The sequence below is a fragment of the Ensifer sp. Root127 genome, from assembly GCF_001425225.1.
Lineage (GTDB): Bacteria > Pseudomonadota > Alphaproteobacteria > Rhizobiales > Rhizobiaceae > Ensifer > Ensifer canadensis.
Genome location: NZ_LMDX01000035.1, coordinates 1 through 17,587, shown reverse-complemented (window position 1 = coordinate 17,587; position 17,587 = coordinate 1). Strand labels below are relative to the sequence as shown.

General features: G+C 59.0%; 14 protein-coding genes, 1 tRNA gene and 1 pseudogene. 14 read left to right on the top strand and 2 right to left on the bottom strand.

Annotation, left to right across the window (positions count from 1 at the left end):
- A pseudogene (gene tuf / locus ASD03_RS38255) lies at positions 1–117 on the top strand (elongation factor Tu); the annotation flags it as partial.
- An 8-nt stretch (positions 118–125) separates the two neighbouring features.
- On the opposite strand, the gene ASD03_RS29145 reads toward tuf, so the two are convergent.
- Positions 126–668 carry a GrpB family protein gene (locus ASD03_RS29145; RefSeq protein WP_025426652.1) on the bottom strand — a complete coding sequence of 181 codons (543 nt, stop codon included), beginning with the start codon at positions 666–668 and terminating at the stop codon, positions 126–128.
- Positions 669–944: 276 nt separating this feature from the next.
- Here ASD03_RS29145 and ASD03_RS29140 point away from each other — a divergent pair.
- From ASD03_RS29140 to rpoC, 9 genes are all read left to right on the top strand, one after another.
- Positions 945–1,020: transfer RNA gene (locus ASD03_RS29140), tRNA-Trp, on the top strand.
- 195 nt (positions 1,021–1,215) lie between these two features.
- The gene (gene secE / locus ASD03_RS29135; RefSeq protein ID WP_025426653.1) at positions 1,216–1,416 is read left to right on the top strand and encodes a preprotein translocase subunit SecE; all 201 of its coding nucleotides are present in this window, start codon (positions 1,216–1,218) and stop codon (positions 1,414–1,416) included.
- 16 nt (positions 1,417–1,432) lie between these two features.
- On the top strand, positions 1,433–1,963 hold the full coding sequence (nusG, locus tag ASD03_RS29130; protein ID WP_025426654.1) for a transcription termination/antitermination protein NusG: 531 nt from the start codon (positions 1,433–1,435) through the stop codon (positions 1,961–1,963).
- A 208-nt stretch (positions 1,964–2,171) separates the two neighbouring features.
- Positions 2,172–2,600 (top strand): 50S ribosomal protein L11, encoded by a 429-nt coding sequence (gene rplK, locus ASD03_RS29125; protein ID WP_025426655.1) that lies wholly within the window; start codon positions 2,172–2,174, stop codon positions 2,598–2,600.
- Between the two features lie 4 nt (positions 2,601–2,604).
- Complete coding sequence (rplA, locus tag ASD03_RS29120) at positions 2,605–3,303, top strand: 50S ribosomal protein L1 (RefSeq protein ID WP_025426656.1); 699 nt, start codon at positions 2,605–2,607, stop codon at positions 3,301–3,303.
- 332 nt (positions 3,304–3,635) lie between these two features.
- Positions 3,636–4,154, top strand: coding sequence for a 50S ribosomal protein L10 (gene rplJ / locus ASD03_RS29115; protein WP_025426657.1), 519 nt, complete (start codon positions 3,636–3,638; stop codon positions 4,152–4,154).
- 58 nt (positions 4,155–4,212) lie between these two features.
- Positions 4,213–4,590, top strand: a complete 378-nt coding sequence (gene rplL / locus ASD03_RS29110; RefSeq protein ID WP_025426658.1) for a 50S ribosomal protein L7/L12 — start codon at positions 4,213–4,215, stop codon at positions 4,588–4,590.
- A gap of 266 nt (positions 4,591–4,856) precedes the next feature.
- A complete protein-coding gene (gene rpoB / locus ASD03_RS29105) occupies positions 4,857–8,996 on the top strand; it encodes a DNA-directed RNA polymerase subunit beta (protein WP_025426659.1) in 4,140 nt (1,379 codons plus the stop codon).
- A 186-nt stretch (positions 8,997–9,182) separates the two neighbouring features.
- Complete coding sequence (rpoC, locus tag ASD03_RS29100) at positions 9,183–13,388, top strand: DNA-directed RNA polymerase subunit beta' (RefSeq protein ID WP_025426660.1); 4,206 nt, start codon at positions 9,183–9,185, stop codon at positions 13,386–13,388.
- A gap of 119 nt (positions 13,389–13,507) precedes the next feature.
- Here the strand turns inward: rpoC and ASD03_RS29095 are convergent, their stop codons facing one another.
- Positions 13,508–13,804 (bottom strand): hypothetical protein, encoded by a 297-nt coding sequence (locus ASD03_RS29095; protein ID WP_025426661.1) that lies wholly within the window; start codon positions 13,802–13,804, stop codon positions 13,508–13,510.
- A 562-nt stretch (positions 13,805–14,366) separates the two neighbouring features.
- On the opposite strand from ASD03_RS29095, the gene rpsL reads away from it, so the two are divergent.
- From rpsL to ASD03_RS39420, 4 genes are all read left to right on the top strand, one after another.
- Positions 14,367–14,738 carry a 30S ribosomal protein S12 gene (gene rpsL, locus ASD03_RS29090; RefSeq protein ID WP_003507760.1) on the top strand — a complete coding sequence of 124 codons (372 nt, stop codon included), beginning with the start codon at positions 14,367–14,369 and terminating at the stop codon, positions 14,736–14,738.
- Between the two features lie 79 nt (positions 14,739–14,817).
- On the top strand, positions 14,818–15,288 hold the full coding sequence (rpsG, locus tag ASD03_RS29085) for a 30S ribosomal protein S7 (protein WP_025426662.1): 471 nt from the start codon (positions 14,818–14,820) through the stop codon (positions 15,286–15,288).
- A 29-nt stretch (positions 15,289–15,317) separates the two neighbouring features.
- Complete coding sequence (gene fusA, locus ASD03_RS29080; protein ID WP_025426663.1) at positions 15,318–17,417, top strand: elongation factor G; 2,100 nt, start codon at positions 15,318–15,320, stop codon at positions 17,415–17,417.
- A gap of 72 nt (positions 17,418–17,489) precedes the next feature.
- On the top strand, positions 17,490–17,587 hold a 98-nt coding region (locus ASD03_RS39420; RefSeq protein WP_141681087.1), incomplete at its 3' end, for a GTP-binding protein.

The window sequence follows — 17,587 nt, the reverse complement described above, 5'->3', positions numbered from 1 at the left end:
GTCACGGTTGCCGTTGAGCTGATCGTTCCGATCGCGATGGAAGAAAAGCTGCGCTTCGCTATCCGCGAAGGTGGCCGTACCGTCGGCGCCGGCATCGTTGCTTCGATCGTCGAGTAATCTCAGGGTTATTTCGCTTCAAAAAGGCCCCGCTGGAAACAGCGGGGCTTTTCGTTTTGAGCCCGACGCAGGACGCCGGCGATGAACTCGCTCTTTCCGCTGGCGTAGATGTCCCAATTGCCTCTTGCCTGGATGATCAGTTTCCGTTTGAGCAGTTCGTACTGTCGCGCGACTCCCGTGTGTCGGCGCAGGTAGTCGCGAAACAGGATGCGCGCTTGATGCGCGTGGTTGTCAGGCCCGCATATATAGAGGCGGGTACCATAGGGCGCCCCGCTCATGGTGAGTGTCCATAGGCCATTGCCGTAGGGATCTCCGTGGAAGTGATAGCCGGCCGTAGCCGCGCTTTCGAGCGCTACCGGAATGTCGCCTTCAGATTGAAGGACGGCGTCGATATCTATCTTCGGCTTGGCCGCCAGTCCGGGTACGGCTGTGCTGCCAACGTGTTGAATGTCGGCAATGAGTGGCGCCAGGAGGCCTGCGATGACGCGGCGACGCGCTGCAAAATCCTCTGGCCAGAACGGATCATATTCAACCAGGCGGATATCAGTCATAGGTTTGCCTTGTCGCACTCGACCGATTCGCAATCCTATCTGTTGGCTTCGAAACGGTGCTCGAAAATCGCAGAGGAGGAGGTGGCATCATTGAAAACAATGCGTTTTCGCTAGGTCATATGGCGGGCGAGCGGCCGTCTGGGCGGAGGGGGGAAGACTTGATTGAGGATTTTTGCTCTTTTCCGTCAAAGACGCTTGTCATCGCCCGATAAACTGAATAATAAGCCGCTGACTTGATGCGCTGACCGGTTCGAGAATGACCGGCTGAAGCGATCTAGGGGTATAGCTCAGTTGGTAGAGCGGCGGTCTCCAAAACCGCAGGTCGTCGGTTCAAGCCCGGCTGCCCCTGCCATTGCCTTCGCCTTTGCAAGCGGCTCAAAGCCGGGTAAGGTGGAAGGAGGTCGGATAAGCCGACCATCGAAATTCACAGAAAAGACCGAATGCCTCTTGTGATTTGTAGAATCGGTCTTTATGTAGGGTCCAAACAGACACGCGGTGCGTGGGGCTGAATCATCGGCTTTACGCGCCGTAATGGCGTGAGCATTACATGGCATCCAAAACGAATCCGTTTACGTTTCTGCAGCAGGTTCGCTCAGAGGCGTCGAAAGTAACTTGGCCATCCAGGCGCGAGACGATGATCTCGACGCTGATGGTTTTTGTCATGGTCTTTTTTGCCGCTGCCTTCTTCTTTGCTGCGGACCAGTTGATGGGTTGGCTGATTGGCCTAGTCCTCAACGCTGGCGCTTGATTGGGTGGAGGGTAGTATGGCTGCACGCTGGTATATTGTTCACGCCTATTCGAATTTCGAAAAGAAGGTAGCTGAATCGATCGAGGAAAAGGCCAAGCAAAAAGGTCTTTCGCATCTGTTCGAGAAGATCCTTGTTCCGACCGAAAAGGTTGTCGAGATTCGCCGCGGCCGCAAGGTTGATGCCGAGCGCAAGTTTTTCCCGGGTTACGTCCTGGTGCGCGCCAACCTGACGGATGAGGCCTTTCACCTCATCAAGAACACGCCGAAGGTCACCGGTTTCCTCGGGACCGACAGCAAGCCGGTTCCGATTCCGGATCATGAAGCCGATCGTATCCTCGGCCAGGTCCAGGATGGCGTCGAGCGTCCGAAGCCGTCCGTCTCCTTTGAGATCGGCGAGCAGGTTCGCGTCTCGGATGGTCCGTTCGCCTCGTTCAACGGCATCGTTCAGGATGTCGACGAGGAGCGGTCGCGCCTGAAGGTCGAGGTTTCGATCTTCGGTCGTGCGACCCCGGTCGAACTGGAATACGGCCAGGTCGAGAAGGTCTGAGAAGATCAAAAGAGATTGGGCAAGTCGTTTAGGCCTGCCCTGGCGGAGAAATCCGCATGCGCGTGGAAGGACGTCGGCCTTAGCCGGGACGAAGGGTCCGCACCACGCAACCGCAGCCGCCGATCCCTGATCGGCTACATGCCGGGAAACCGGCGCAACAGTTCCTCGTTTCGATCCGTCGCGATGAGGCAATGAGAGGCAGAGAGAAATGGCTAAGAAAGTTGCAGGCCAGCTCAAGCTGCAGGTGAAGGCAGGGTCGGCCAATCCGTCCCCGCCGATCGGTCCTGCACTCGGTCAGCGTGGCATTAACATCATGGAATTCTGCAAGGCGTTCAATGCCGCCACGCAGGAAATGGAAAAGGGTATGCCGATCCCGGTCGTCATCACCTATTACCAGGACAAGTCGTTCACCTTCGTCATGAAGCAGCCGCCGGTCAGCTACTTCCTGAAGCGTGAATCGAAGATCACGTCCGGTTCGAAGACCCCAGGTAAGGCCAAGGCTGGCTCGATCACCAAGGCTCAGATCCGCACGATCGCAGAGGCCAAGATGAAGGACCTCAACGCGGCCGATATCGAAGGCGCAATGGCAATGGTCGAGGGCTCTGCCCGCTCCATGGGCCTGGAAGTGGCGGGCTAAGACCATGGCGAAGATTGCAAAGCGTGTACAGAAGTCCCGCGAGGGCATCGACCCGACGAAGATCTACGGCCTCACCGAAGCCGTATCGCTGGTCAAGGAACGTGCAACTGCCAAGTTCGACGAGACTGTTGAAGTCGCGATGAACCTTGGCGTTGACCCGCGCCACGCCGACCAGATGGTTCGCGGCGTCGTCAACCTGCCGAACGGCACGGGCCGCACGGTTCGTGTTGCCGTGTTCGCACGTGGTGCCAAGGCTGATGAAGCCAAGGCTGCCGGTGCAGACATCGTCGGCGCTGAAGAGCTCGTCGAAATCGTTCAGGGCGGCAAGATCGACTTCGATCGTTGCATCGCGACCCCGGACATGATGCCGCTCGTCGGCCGCCTCGGTAAGGTTCTCGGCCCGCGCGGCATGATGCCGAACCCGAAGGTCGGAACGGTCACCATGGACGTTGCCGGTGCCGTCAAGGCATCCAAGGGCGGCGCCGTCGAATTCCGCGTCGAGAAGGCTGGTATCATCCACGCCGGCATCGGCAAGGCTTCGTTCGACGCCAAGGCTTTGGAAGAAAACATCCGCGCCTTCGCTGACGCGGTCGTCAAGGCGAAGCCTGCTGGCGCCAAGGGCAACTACGTCAAGCGCGTAGCGATTTCGTCGACCATGGGCCCGGGCCTGAAGATCGACCCGGCAACGCTCAGCGTCGCCTAATGAATTTCGGGCTTCGGCCCGAGCAATAATTTCCGGCCCTTCGGGGCCGGAAATCCGGATCTCGATCCGGAACTCCTGTCCGAGATTGCGGGTGGTTTTACCTTAATCACTTCGGCCTGCATGAGACGGGTAAGATCTGAATTTCACGATGACGCCGGAGGCGTCGAAATTCGGTTCGAGCCTCGCTTGCCTTGTGTCAGACCCGGCTTTCCGGGAACGCCAAGGGACAGGATCCTCAAGCGTTACTTGGGATCTTTTTTGAGATCCCTGGTGACAAAGGCAAACCCGGCAGGGGCTGCAGTTCATGCAACCCTGTCAACTGGAGACAGACAGTGGAAAGAGCGGAAAAACGCGAATTCGTCACGGAGCTGAACGAAGTCTTCAAGGCTTCCGGTTCGGTTGTCGTGGCCCACTATGCTGGTGTCACAGTTGCGCAGATGAACGACTTCCGTTCGAAGATGCGAGCTGCTGGCGGCACCGTCAAAGTCGCGAAAAACCGCCTGGCCAAGATCGCTCTTCAGGGCACCGAGTCGGAAGGGATGACAAATCTCTTCAAGGGTCAGACGCTGATCGCATTCAGCCAAGACCCGATCACGGCTCCTAAGGTCGTCATGGATTTCGCCAAGACCAACGACAAGCTCGTTGTTCTCGGTGGTTCCATGGGAACAACCACGCTCACCGCCGAAGCAGTCAAGTCGCTTGCGACCCTGCCTTCGCTGGACGAGCTGCGCGCAAAGCTGCTGGGCCTTCTCAATGCCCCGGCAACCCGCGTTGCTACGGTTGTTGCAGCACCGGCAAGCCAGCTTGCCCGCGTGTTCGCCGCCTATGCCAAGAAGGACGAAGCCGCCTAAGGCGGATTTTCGCTGTTGTATTTAAAACCAGTTCGAACCGAACAAAAGGAAAAGTAAAATGGCTGATCTCGCAAAGATCGTTGAAGACCTCTCCTCGCTGACCGTCCTGGAAGCTGCTGAGCTTTCCAAGCTGCTCGAAGAGAAGTGGGGCGTTTCTGCAGCTGCTCCGGTAGCTGTTGCTGCTGCTGGCGGCGCCGGTGCTGCTGCTCCGGTCGAAGAAGAAAAGACCGAATTTGACGTTATCCTCGTTGACGCTGGCGCCAACAAGATCAACGTCATCAAGGAAGTCCGCGCCATCACCGGTCTCGGCCTCAAGGAAGCCAAGGACCTGGTCGAAGGCGCTCCGAAGCCGGTCAAGGAAGCCGTTTCGAAGGCTGAAGCTGCTGACCTCAAGAAGAAGCTCGAAGACGCTGGCGCCAAGGTTGACGTCAAGTAATTCGGCATTTTGCAAGGGGAGGTGGCCATTTCGGCCGCCTCTCTTTGACCGTTTTTAGAACATATTACCCAAAAGCCTGTCGCAAAACGGCTTTTGGGTAATGGGTTCTTCAAGAGGATGGTCTCGAACGGAATTCAGCACAGCAATCCGCGCTGGGCGTTTTCCGCAAGTTAGACGAGATTGAACTACTCATTGATTGACGGGGTCGACTGGCCATCGGTTCCCGTCCGTTGCAGGCCCGGATGCAAGATTGACAAGGAGCGACGATGGCTCAGACCCTTTCGTTTAACGGTCGCAGGCGCGTACGCAAGTTTTTTGGTAAAATTCCAGAAGTCGCAGAAATGCCGAACCTCATCGAGGTTCAGAAGGCATCCTACGACCAGTTTCTTATGGTTGAAGAGCCCAAGGGCGGACGCCCTGATGAGGGCCTTCAAGCCGTTTTCAAATCGGTTTTCCCGATCAAGGATTTCTCCGGCGCTTCGATGCTCGAGTTCGTGTCCTACGAATTCGAACAGCCGAAGTTCGACGTCGAAGAATGCCGTCAGCGCGATCTGACCTACGCAGCACCGCTCAAGGTGACCCTGCGCCTGATCGTGTTCGATATTGACGAGGATACCGGCGCGAAGTCGATCAAGGACATCAAGGAACAGAACGTCTACATGGGCGATATGCCGCTCATGACCGACAACGGTACCTTCATCGTCAATGGCACCGAGCGCGTTATCGTTTCGCAGATGCACCGCTCTCCGGGCGTGTTCTTCGACCATGACAAGGGCAAGAGCCACTCTTCCGGCAAGCTGCTCTTCGCTGCCCGCGTGATCCCGTATCGCGGTTCCTGGCTCGACATCGAGTTCGATGCCAAGGATATCGTCCACGCCCGTATCGACCGCCGCCGCAAGATCCCCGTGTCTTCGCTTTTGATGGCGCTCGGCATGGACGGCGAGGAGATCCTCGACACCTTCTACACGAAGTCGCTCTACCAGCGCGACGGCGCTGGCTGGCGCGTGCCGTTCCAGCCGGATGCGCTGAAGGGCCAGAAGGCGATCACCGAGATGGTCGACGCCGATACCGGCGAAGTGGTTGTCGAAGCTGGCAAGAAGCTGACGCCGCGCCTGCTGCGCCAGTTGCAGGACAAGGGTCTCAAGGCCCTGAAAGCGACCGATGACGACCTCTATGGCAACTACCTTGCCGAAGACATCGTCAACTTCTCGACCGGTGAAATCTACCTCGAAGCAGGCGACGAGATCGACGAGAAGACGCTTCCCGTCATTCTGTCGGCCGGCTTCGACGAAATCCCGGTTCTCGACATCGACCATATCAATGTCGGCGCCTACATCCGCAACACGCTGACCGTAGACAAGAACGAGAACCGTCAGGATGCTCTGTTCGATATCTACCGCGTAATGCGTCCGGGCGAACCGCCGACCATGGATTCTGCGGAAGCCATGTTCAACACGTTGTTCTTCGATGCCGAGCGTTACGACCTCTCGGCCGTCGGTCGCGTGAAGATGAACATGCGTCTCGACCTTGAAGTGGCTGATACCGTTCGTATCCTGCGCAAGGAAGACATCCTGGCTGTCGTCAAGATGCTGGTCGAGCTGCGTGACGGCAAGGGCGAAATCGACGACATTGACAACCTCGGCAACCGCCGTGTTCGTTCTGTCGGCGAACTGATGGAAAACCAGTACCGCCTTGGTCTGTTGCGCATGGAGCGCGCGATCAAGGAACGCATGTCGTCGATCGAAATCGATACCGTCATGCCGCAGGACCTGATCAACGCCAAGCCGGCTGCCGCCGCCGTCCGCGAATTCTTCGGCTCCTCGCAGCTGTCGCAGTTCATGGACCAGGTGAACCCGCTTTCGGAAATCACCCACAAGCGCCGTCTTTCGGCACTTGGCCCGGGTGGTCTGACCCGCGAGCGCGCAGGCTTCGAAGTCCGTGACGTTCACCCGACGCACTACGGCCGTATCTGCCCGATTGAAACGCCGGAAGGCCCGAACATCGGTCTGATCAACTCGCTTGCAACCTTTGCCCGCGTCAACAAGTACGGCTTCATCGAAAGCCCGTACCGTAAGATCGTTGACGGCAAGGTGACGAACGACGTCGTTTATCTCTCCGCAATGGAAGAAGCGAAGTACCACGTCGCCCAGGCAAACTCGGTTCTCGATAGCGATGGTGCGTTCTCGGAAGAGTTCGTCGTTTGCCGTCATGCCGGCGAAGTTATGCTGGCACCGCGTGACAACATCAACCTGATGGACGTTTCGCCGAAGCAGCTCGTTTCGGTCGCCGCGGCGCTCATCCCGTTCCTGGAGAACGACGACGCCAACCGCGCACTGATGGGCTCGAACATGCAGCGTCAGGCCGTGCCTCTGCTGCGCGCCGAAGCTCCGTTCGTCGGTACCGGCATGGAACCGGTCGTTGCCCGCGACTCCGGCGCTGCCATTGCAGCCCGTCGTGGCGGTGTCGTCGACCAGGTCGATGCGACCCGTATCGTTATCCGCGCCACCGAAGACCTCGATCCGTCGAAGTCGGGCGTCGATATCTACCGTCTGCAGAAGTTCCAGCGTTCGAACCAGAACACCTGCGTCAACCAGCGCCCGCTGGTCACCGTCGGTGACGTTCTGAACAAGGGCGACATCATTGCTGATGGTCCGTCGACCGATCTCGGCGATCTGGCACTCGGCCGCAACGCGCTCGTCGCGTTCATGCCGTGGAACGGCTACAACTACGAAGACTCGATCCTGTTGTCCGAGCGCATCGTGCGTGACGACGTGTTCACCTCCATCCACATCGAAGAATTCGAAGTGATGGCGCGTGACACCAAGCTGGGTCCGGAAGAAATTACCCGCGACATTCCGAACGTTTCGGAAGAAGCGCTGCGTAATCTCGACGAAGCCGGCATCGTCTACATCGGTGCTGAGGTTCAGCCGGGCGATATCCTGGTCGGCAAGATCACGCCGAAGGGCGAAAGCCCGATGACGCCGGAAGAAAAGCTTCTGCGCGCCATCTTCGGTGAAAAGGCTTCCGACGTGCGCGACACGTCCATGCGCATGCCCCCGGGCACGTTCGGCACCGTCGTCGAAGTTCGCGTCTTCAATCGCCACGGCGTTGAGAAGGACGAGCGCGCGATGGCGATCGAGCGCGAGGAAATCGAACGACTGGCCAAGGACCGCGACGACGAACAGGCGATCCTCGATCGTAACGTCTACGCACGTCTCGTCGACATGCTGCGCGGTCACACCGCGGTTGCAGGTCCGAAGGGCTTCAAGAAGGGCACTGAGCTGTCCAACCTCGTCGTCAGCGAATATCCCCGCTCGCAGTGGTGGATGTTTGCCATCGAAGACGAGAAGGCTCAGGGCGAGATCGAAGCGCTTCGCGCCCAGTACGACGAATCCAAGTCGCGCCTTGAACAGCGCTTCATGGACAAGGTCGAAAAGGTCCAGCGCGGCGACGAAATGCCTCCGGGCGTCATGAAGATGGTCAAGGTCTTCGTCGCTGTTAAGCGCAAGATCCAGCCGGGCGACAAGATGGCCGGCCGTCACGGCAACAAGGGTGTCGTGTCGCGTATCGTGCCGATCGAAGACATGCCGTTCCTGGAAGATGGTACGCACGTCGACGTCGTTCTGAACCCGCTCGGCGTGCCTTCGCGCATGAACGTCGGCCAGATCCTCGAAACCCATCTTGGCTGGGCTTGCGCCGGCATGGGCAAGAAGATCGGCGCGATGCTCGATGCCTACAAGGCAGGTGCCGATATCCAGCCGCTGCGCGACACCATCGACAGCGTCATCGGGTCGGGCCCGAAGGGTGAGCCGATCAAGCAGTACGACGACGAGTCGATCGTACGGCTTGCCGAGCAGACCCGTCGTGGCGTTTCGATCGCGACGCCGGTCTTCGACGGTGCTGTCGAAGCTGACGTCAACGAGATGCTGGAGCAGGCGGGCCTGAAGGTAACCGGTCAGTCGACGCTTTATGATGGCCGTACCGGCGATCAATTCGACCGCCAGGTGACCGTCGGCTACATCTACATGCTGAAGCTGAACCACCTTGTCGACGACAAGATCCACGCCCGTTCGATCGGTCCTTACTCGCTCGTCACCCAGCAGCCGCTGGGCGGCAAGGCGCAGTTCGGCGGTCAGCGCTTCGGGGAAATGGAAGTCTGGGCGCTCGAAGCCTACGGCGCCGCCTACACCCTGCAGGAAATGCTGACGGTGAAGTCGGACGACGTGGCCGGTCGTACGAAGGTCTACGAAGCGATCGTCCGTGGCGACGATACCTTCGAAGCGGGCATTCCCGAGAGCTTCAACGTTCTCGTCAAGGAAATGCGCTCGCTGGGCCTCTCGGTCGAACTCGAGAACACCAAGGTCGACGAACTCGGTGCAGCGCAGCTGCCTGACGCAGCCGAATAAGAAACATCAAGGTGCGTGCCGCGTCGCGGCGCGCACCGCTTCCTCCGCAAGGCTTCATTGGCAAGCGAGAGGAACGGGGCCGCATCAAATGCGGTTTTAGCTGTTTATGGGGCAGAGGGGCCGGCGCCCGGGATTTGTCGGCACTCTCGCCAAGCTCAGGGCGTTAAGCCCGTAAAGGAGACAGGCATGAACCAAGAGGTCATGAATCTTTTCAATCCGCAGGTGCCTGCACAGACTTTCGATTCCATCCGGATTTCGATCGCCTCGCCGGAGAAGATTCTTTCCTGGTCTTACGGTGAGATCAAGAAGCCGGAGACGATCAACTATCGTACGTTCAAGCCGGAACGTGACGGTCTCTTCTGCGCTCGTATCTTCGGTCCGATCAAGGATTACGAATGCCTGTGCGGCAAGTACAAGCGCATGAAGTACAAGGGCATCATCTGCGAAAAGTGTGGCGTTGAAGTTACGCTGTCGCGCGTTCGCCGTGAGCGCATGGGCCATATTGAGCTCGCCGCTCCCGTTGCCCACATCTGGTTCCTGAAGTCGCTGCCGAGCCGCATTTCGACGCTGCTCGACATGACGCTGAAGGATGTCGAGCGCGTTCTCTACTTCGAGAACTACATCGTCACCGAGCCCGGTCTGACGTCGCTGAAGGAAAACCAGCTCCTCAGCGAAGAAGACTACATGCTCGCCGTCGACGAGTTCGGCGAAGATCAGTTCACCGCGATGATCGGTGCTGAAGCGATCTATGAAATGCTCGCTTCGATGAACCTCGAGAAGATCGCTGGCGATCTGCGTTCGGATCTGGCCGAGACCACCTCGGATCTGAAGCAGAAGAAGCTGATGAAGCGGTTGAAGATCGTCGAGAACTTCATGGATTCCGGCAATCGCCCGGAATGGATGATCATGAAGGTCGTTCCGGTGATCCCGCCGGACCTGCGCCCGCTCGTGCCGCTCGACGGCGGCCGTTTCGCGACGTCGGATCTGAACGATCTCTATCGCCGCGTGATCAACCGTAACAACCGTCTGAAGCGTCTGATCGAACTGCGCGCTCCAGGCATCATCATCCGCAACGAAAAGCGCATGCTGCAGGAATCTGTGGACGCGCTGTTCGACAACGGCCGTCGCGGTCGCGTCATCACCGGCGCCAACAAGCGTCCGCTGAAGTCGCTGTCCGACATGCTCAAGGGCAAGCAGGGCCGCTTCCGTCAGAACCTGCTCGGCAAGCGCGTCGACTACTCCGGCCGCTCGGTTATCGTGACCGGTCCGGAGCTGAAGCTGCACCAGTGCGGTCTTCCGAAGAAGATGGCGCTCGAGCTGTTCAAGCCGTTCATCTACGCTCGCCTCGACGCCAAGGGTTATTCCTCGACCGTCAAGCAGGCCAAGAAGCTCGTCGAAAAGGAAAAGCCGGAAGTCTGGGATATCCTGGACGAGGTCATCCGCGAGCATCCGGTTCTGTTGAACCGCGCACCGACGCTGCACCGCCTGGGCATCCAGGCCTTCGAACCGACCCTGGTCGAAGGCAAGGCCATCCAGCTGCACCCGCTCGTCTGCACGGCCTTCAACGCCGACTTCGACGGCGACCAGATGGCCGTTCACGTGCCGCTGTCGCTCGAAGCGCAGCTCGAAGCACGCGTGCTGATGATGTCGACGAACAACATTCTGCACCCGGCTAACGGCGCGCCGATCATCGTTCCGTCGCAGGACATGGTTCTGGGTCTCTACTATCTGTCGATCCTGAACCAGAACGAGCCCGGCGAAGGCATGGCGTTTTCTGACATGGGCGAGCTGCATCACGCGCTCGAAACCAAGTCCGTGACACTGCACGCCAAGATCCGTGGCCGTTTCAAGACCGTCGATGCCGAGGGCAACCCGGTTTCGAAGATCTACGAAACCACGCCTGGCCGCATGATCATCGGTGAACTGTTGCCGCGCAACGTCAACGTGCCGTTCGAGACCTGCAACCAGGAAATGACCAAGAAGAACATCTCCAAGATGATCGACACGGTCTACCGTCACTGCGGTCAGAAAGACACGGTCATCTTCTGCGACCGCATCATGCAGCTCGGCTTTGCCCATGCTTGCCGCGCCGGCATTTCGTTCGGCAAGGACGACATGGTCATTCCGGACACCAAGGTGAAGATCGTCGGCGATACTGAAGCGCTCGTGAAGGAATACGAGCAGCAGTATAATGACGGCCTCATCACCCAGGGCGAAAAGTACAACAAGGTCGTTGACGCCTGGGGCAAGGCTACCGAGAAGGTCGCCGACGAAATGATGGCCCGCATTAAGGCTGTGGAGTTTGACGACAACGGCCGTCAGAAGCCGATGAACTCGATCTACATGATGTCGCACTCCGGCGCCCGTGGTTCTCCGAACCAGATGCGTCAGCTGGGCGGCATGCGCGGCCTGATGGCCAAGCCGTCGGGTGAAATCATCGAGACGCCGATCATCTCGAACTTCAAGGAAGGTCTGACCGTTAACGAGTACTTCAACTCGACCCACGGTGCCCGTAAGGGTCTGGCCGACACCGCCTTGAAGACCGCGAACTCGGGCTACCTGACGCGTCGTCTCGTCGACGTGGCGCAGGATTGCATCGTCAACTCCGTCGATTGCGGCACCGAGAATGGCCTCACCATGACGGCGATCGTCGATGCCGGTCAGGTTGTGGCTTCGCTTGGCGCTCGTATTCTTGGCCGTACGGCTCTGGACGACATCGATCACCCGGTCACGGGCGTTCGTCTCGTCGACGCCGGCCGGATGATCCTGGAACCCGACGTCATCGAGATCGAAAAGGCTGGTATCCAGTCGATCCGCATCCGTTCGGCGCTGACCTGCGAAATCCAGACGGGCGTTTGCGGCGTCTGCTACGGCCGCGACCTGGCACGTGGTACGCCGGTCAACATGGGCGAAGCGGTTGGCGTTATCGCTGCACAGTCGATCGGTGAACCGGGCACCCAGCTCACCATGCGTACCTTCCACTTGGGCGGTACGGCGACCGTGGTCGACCAGTCGTTCCTGGAAGCGTCCTACGAAGGCACGGTACAGATCAAGAACCGCAACATGCTGCGCAACTCTGACGGCATCCTTGTCGCCATGGGTCGTAACATGGCCGTCCAGATCCTCGACGAACGTGGTGTCGAGCGCTCCTCGCAGCGTGTCGCCTACGGTTCGAAGATCTTCGTCGACGATGGTGACAAGGTGAAGCGCGGTCAGCGTCTTGCCGAGTGGGACCCCTACACCCGTCCGATGATGACGGAAGTGGAAGGTACCGTTCACTTCGAAGACGTCGTCGACGGCATCTCCGTGCTCGAAGCGACCGACGAGTCCACCGGCATCACCAAGCGTCAGGTTATCGATTGGCGTTCGACGCCGCGCGGTACCGACCTGAAGCCGGCGATCGTCATCAAGGACAAGAACGGCGCGGTCCTGAAGCTGTCGCGTGGTGGTGACGCCCGCTTCATGCTTTCGGTTGACGCCATTCTCTCGGTTGAACCGGGCACGAAGGTTTCCCAGGGTGACGTGCTGGCACGTTCGCCGCTGGAAAGCGCCAAGACCAAGGATATCACCGGTGGTCTGCCGCGCGTTGCCGAACTGTTCGAAGCACGTCGTCCGAAGGATCACGCCGTCATCGCTGAGATCGATGGTACGATCCGCTTCGGCCGCGACTACAAGAACAAGCGTCGCGTTCTGATCGAGCCTGCTGAAGACGGTGTTGAGCCGGTCGAATACCTGATCCCGAAGGGCAAGCCCTTCCATCTTCAGGATGGCGACTACATCGAAAAGGGCGACTACATCCTCGACGGCAACCCGGCGCCGCACGACATCCTGGCGATCAAGGGAGTGGAAGCACTCGCTTCCTACCTGGTCAACGAAATCCAGGAAGTCTACCGACTGCAGGGCGTTGTGATCAACGACAAGCACATCGAAGTCATCGTTCGTCAGATGCTGCAGAAGGTGGAAATCACCGATGCCGGCGACTCGACCTACATCGTCGGTGACAATGTCGATCGCATCGAGCTCGAAGACGTCAACGACGGCCTGATCGAACAGGGCAAGAAGCCGGCATACGGCGATCCGGTCCTGCTCGGCATCACCAAGGCCTCGCTGCAGACACCGTCGTTCATCTCGGCGGCGTCGTTCCAGGAAACCACCAAGGTGCTGACCGAAGCGGCGATCGCCGGCAAGGTCGACGGCCTGCAGGGTCTGAAGGAAAACGTCATCGTCGGCCGTCTGATCCCGGCTGGTACCGGCGGAACGATGACGCAGATCCGCCGCATCGCGACGGCGCGCGACGAGATGATTCTCGAAGAGCGTCGCAAGGGTACGGGCGCAGATGTTGCCACCCCGATGCTCGCCGATCTCGCGAAGGAAAACGCAGCGGCCGAATAATGGGAGGAGGGCGTTCTCGCCCTCGTTTCCTCAAATCAGAAAAGCCGCCCGGAGCGATCCGGGCGGCTTTTTCATTGTGGTAGGCTGGAAGGGGAGGCGACGTTGGGGCGTCGACGGCCTCAGCTGAAACGGATGATCGCAACTTCGCCTTCGAGGGCGCCCTGGTAGGCCGAGGCATGCGGCTCCTCGTTCGGCACGTCTGTCAGTGTGCCGATCTGATCGAGGTCGGCCTCCAGGAAGCCTTCCTCGGCGAGCGCGTTCAGCGCCTCGCGCACGGCCGTATCGTCGTCGGGTGCGCGCAACATCACGTGAATGTCCACGCCTTCGTCGTCTCCGTCGGTCTCATAGGCCTTGCCGATGATGATGAAGACCATCGGCTCGTCCGGTGCATTGTCGTTGTCAGGCGTGACGCTCATTGAATATCCTTTCGAGTGCGCGGCCGACTTTAGCGCCCTTTTCAGTGCAGCGCGAAAGAAATAGCTGCGAGGCCACAGGCTTTGGCGACTCGGCAGAATCATGGCGGTGGAAAACCGTCACAAACTGGTTGCCGATTCCTTAACCCTGTTCGAAGCTGTCTGTGTTCAAGTGCAGACAGGGTCGCCAGGACCCACCCCGACACCCGCCAAAGCCTTGTTTTCCGGGCATGGCGGGTCTGTTGGCGGGAGAATATTTGTTAATTGCCCTTGACTGTCGGCCTTGAAATCAGTACACCCCGCCGCATCGGAGCCCATGTGAGGCTGGCTGGTTCGGAACGTCGCGTTCTGGAGTTCGCCTCAAACAAGGTTCGAAACGCACGCTGACTACAAAAAATGCTGCACGCATGACGCGCGAAATGCTGTGTCCTCTGCTTTTTGTAGGGCCATCCGCGACGAAGCGGATCGGTCCTCGTTTGCGCATTTTACAGGTGTCCGTATCGCCGGAGACGGCAACGATCCGCCCGCAAGGGTAACGAGACAAGATTTTGCAAGGGATGGTTACATGCCTACCGTAAACCAGCTGATCCGCAAGCCGCGTCAGGCACAGGTAAAGCGCAACAAGGTTCCTGCTCTGCAGGAAAACCCGCAGAAGCGTGGTGTTTGCACCCGCGTCTACACGACGACCCCGAAGAAGCCGAACTCGGCTCTGCGTAAGGTTGCCAAGATTCGCCTGACCAACGGTTTCGAGGTCATCGGCTATATCCCGGGTGAAGGTCACAACCTTCAGGAACACTCGGTTGTCATGATCCGCGGCGGCCGCGTAAAGGACCTTCCGGGTGTCCGTTACCACATCATCCGTGGCGTTCTCGATACGCAGGGTGTCAAGAACCGCAAGCAGCGCCGCTCCAAGTATGGTGCGAAGCGTCCGAAGTAATTTCGGGTTTCACGAATTCGGCGCTGCGCGAGGTTCTCCGCGTGTTAAGGCGCCAGTCAACAGTTGAGAGACAAAACGTATGTCACGTCGTCACAGTGCAGAAAAGCGCGAGATCAACCCGGATCCGAAGTTCGGCGATCTGGTTGTCACCAAGTTCATGAACGCCATCATGCTTCATGGTAAGAAGTCGGTTGCTGAAAGCATCGTTTACGGTGCCTTCGATGCCGTTCAGGGCAAGCTGAAGCAGGAGCCGATCGCCGTGTTCCATTCGGCCCTCGACAACATCGCTCCGCACGTCGAAGTCCGTTCGCGCCGCGTTGGTGGTGCAACCTACCAGGTTCCCGTCGACGTTCGTCCGGAACGCCGTCAGGCGCTCGCCATCCGCTGGCTGATTGCTGCTGCCCGCAAGCGCAACGAAACGACCATGGTTGATCGCCTCTGCGGCGAACTCATGGACGCTGCGAACAACCGTGGCAGCGCCGTCAAGAAGCGCGAAGACACGCACAAGATGGCCGACGCCAACCGTGCATTCTCGCACTACCGCTGGTAATCGACGACCAATTTCGAAAGGGAGTCCCTATGGCTCGCGAATACAAAATCGAAGACTACCGCAATTTCGGTATTATGGCGCACATCGACGCCGGCAAGACGACGACGACCGAACGTATTCTCTACTACACCGGTAAGTCCCATAAGATCGGCGAAGTCCACGACGGCGCCGCTACCATGGACTGGATGGAGCAGGAGCAGGAACGCGGCATCACTATCACGTCTGCTGCGACCACGACCTTCTGGAAGGGTCGTGATGGCAAGACCCGCCGCTTCAACATCATCGACACCCCCGGCCACGTTGACTTCACCATCGAAGTCGAGCGTTCGCTGCGCGTTCTCGACGGCGCCATCGCGCTGCTCGACGCCAACGCCGGTGTTGAGCCTCAGACGGAAACCGTCTGGCGTCAGGCTGAGAAGTACAACGTTCCGCGCATGATCTTCTGCAACAAGATGGACAAGACCGGCGCTGACTTCTACCGCTCTGTCTCGATGATCAAGTCGCGCCTCGGTGCGATCCCGGTCGTCATGCAGCTGCCGATCGGCGCTGAGACCGAGTTCAAGGGCGTCATCGACCTGATCGAGATGAACGCTCTCATCTGGCGCGACGAATCGCTCGGCGCCCAGTGGGACGTCGTCGAAATTCCTGATGACATGAAGGCAGAAGCGCAGAAGTACCGCGAACTTCTGATCGAGACCGTTGTCGAGATCGATGAAGCTGCGACTGAAGCGTATCTCGAAGGCAACCTGCCTGATAACGACCAGATCCGTGCGCTCGTTCGCCGCGGCACCATCGACGTGAAGTTCCACCCGATGTTCTGCGGCACCGCGTTCAAGAACAAGGGCGTTCAGCCGCTTCTCGACGCCGTTGTCGACTACCTGCCGTCGCCGATGGACATCCCGGCGATCAAGGGCATCGACGTCAAGACCGAAGCCGAGACCGAGCGCCACGCTGACGACAGCGAGCCGCTTTCGATGCTCGCCTTTAAGATCATGAACGACCCCTTCGTCGGTTCGCTCACCTTCGCCCGTATCTACTCCGGCAAGCTCGAAAAGGGCACGTCGGTCATGAACACGGTCAAGGAAAAGCGCGAGCGCGTCGGCCGTATGCTTCAGATGCATTCCAACAGCCGTGAAGACATCGAAGAAGCCTTTGCTGGCGACATCGTTGCTCTGGCTGGCCTCAAGGAAACCACCACTGGCGATACGCTCTGCGACCCGCTGAAGCCGGTTATCCTCGAGCGCATGGAATTCCCGGAGCCGGTTATCCAGATCGCGATCGAGCCGAAGACCAAGGGCGACCAGGAAAAGATGGGCCTCGCGCTCAACCGCCTGGCTGCAGAAGACCCGTCGTTCCGCGTCAAGACCGACGAAGAGTCCGGCCAGACGATCATCGCAGGCATGGGTGAACTCCACCTCGACATCCTGGTTGACCGCATGCGTCGCGAATTCAAGGTCGAAGCAACCGTCGGCGCGCCGCAGGTTGCCTACCGCGAAACCATCACGCGTCAGCACGAAGAAGACTACACGCACAAGAAGCAGTCCGGTGGTACCGGCCAGTTCGCGCGCGTCAAGATCGTCTTCGAACCGAACCCGGATGGCGAAGACTTCAAGTTCGAGTCCAAGATCGTTGGCGGTGCTGTTCCGAAGGAATACATCCCCGGCGTCCAGAAGGGCATCGAAAGCGTTCTGTCTTCGGGTCCGCTGGCTGGCTTCCCGATGCTGGGCGTCAAGGCGACGCTCATCGACGGTGCCTTCCACGACGTCGACTCGTCGGTTCTGGCGTTCGAAATCGCTTCGCGTGCCTGCTTCCGTGAAGCAGCCAAGAAGGCCGGCGCTCAGCTCCTCGAGCCGATGATGAAGGTCGAAGTCGTAACGCCGGAAGATTACGTCGGTGACGTTATCGGCGACCTGAACTCGCGCCGTGGCCAGATCCAGGGCCAGGAAGCACGCGGTGTTGCCGTCGTCATCAATGCGAACGTCCCGTTGGCGAACATGTTCAAGTACGTGGACAACCTGCGCTCGATGTCTCAGGGCCGCGCCCAGTACACGATGACCTTCGATCATTACTCGCCGGTCCCGTCGAACGTCGCACAGGAAATCCAGGCAAAGTATTCCGGTCAGAAGTGACCGGAATACCCTTTCGCTGAAAACAGATAGATAAGGTTTCCCCGACAGGGGACAGGAAACGGAGAGCCGAAAATGGCAAAGAGCAAATTTGAGCGCAACAAGCCGCACGTTAACATTGGCACGATTGGCCACGTTGACCATGGCAAGACGTCGCTGACTGCAGCGATCAC

Bases quoted from the DNA above. Each gene is read 5' to 3' on its own strand.
- nusG (WP_025426654.1), top strand. From the start codon at position 1,433: ATGGCTGCACGCTGGTATATTGTTCACGCCTATTCGAATTTCGAAAAG.
- fusA (WP_025426663.1), top strand. From the start codon at position 15,318: ATGGCTCGCGAATACAAAATCGAAGACTACCGCAATTTCGGTATTATG.
- rplL (WP_025426658.1), top strand. From the start codon at position 4,213: ATGGCTGATCTCGCAAAGATCGTTGAAGACCTCTCCTCGCTGACCGTC.
- rpsG (WP_025426662.1), top strand. From the start codon at position 14,818: ATGTCACGTCGTCACAGTGCAGAAAAGCGCGAGATCAACCCGGATCCG.
- ASD03_RS29095 (WP_025426661.1), bottom strand. From the start codon at position 13,804: ATGAGCGTCACGCCTGACAACGACAATGCACCGGACGAGCCGATGGTC.
- ASD03_RS29145 (WP_025426652.1), bottom strand. From the start codon at position 668: ATGACTGATATCCGCCTGGTTGAATATGATCCGTTCTGGCCAGAGGAT.
- rplK (WP_025426655.1), top strand. From the start codon at position 2,172: ATGGCTAAGAAAGTTGCAGGCCAGCTCAAGCTGCAGGTGAAGGCAGGG.
- secE (WP_025426653.1), top strand. From the start codon at position 1,216: ATGGCATCCAAAACGAATCCGTTTACGTTTCTGCAGCAGGTTCGCTCA.
- rplA (WP_025426656.1), top strand. From the start codon at position 2,605: ATGGCGAAGATTGCAAAGCGTGTACAGAAGTCCCGCGAGGGCATCGAC.
- rpoB (WP_025426659.1), top strand. From the start codon at position 4,857: ATGGCTCAGACCCTTTCGTTTAACGGTCGCAGGCGCGTACGCAAGTTT.
- rpoC (WP_025426660.1), top strand. From the start codon at position 9,183: ATGAACCAAGAGGTCATGAATCTTTTCAATCCGCAGGTGCCTGCACAG.
- rpsL (WP_003507760.1), top strand. From the start codon at position 14,367: ATGCCTACCGTAAACCAGCTGATCCGCAAGCCGCGTCAGGCACAGGTA.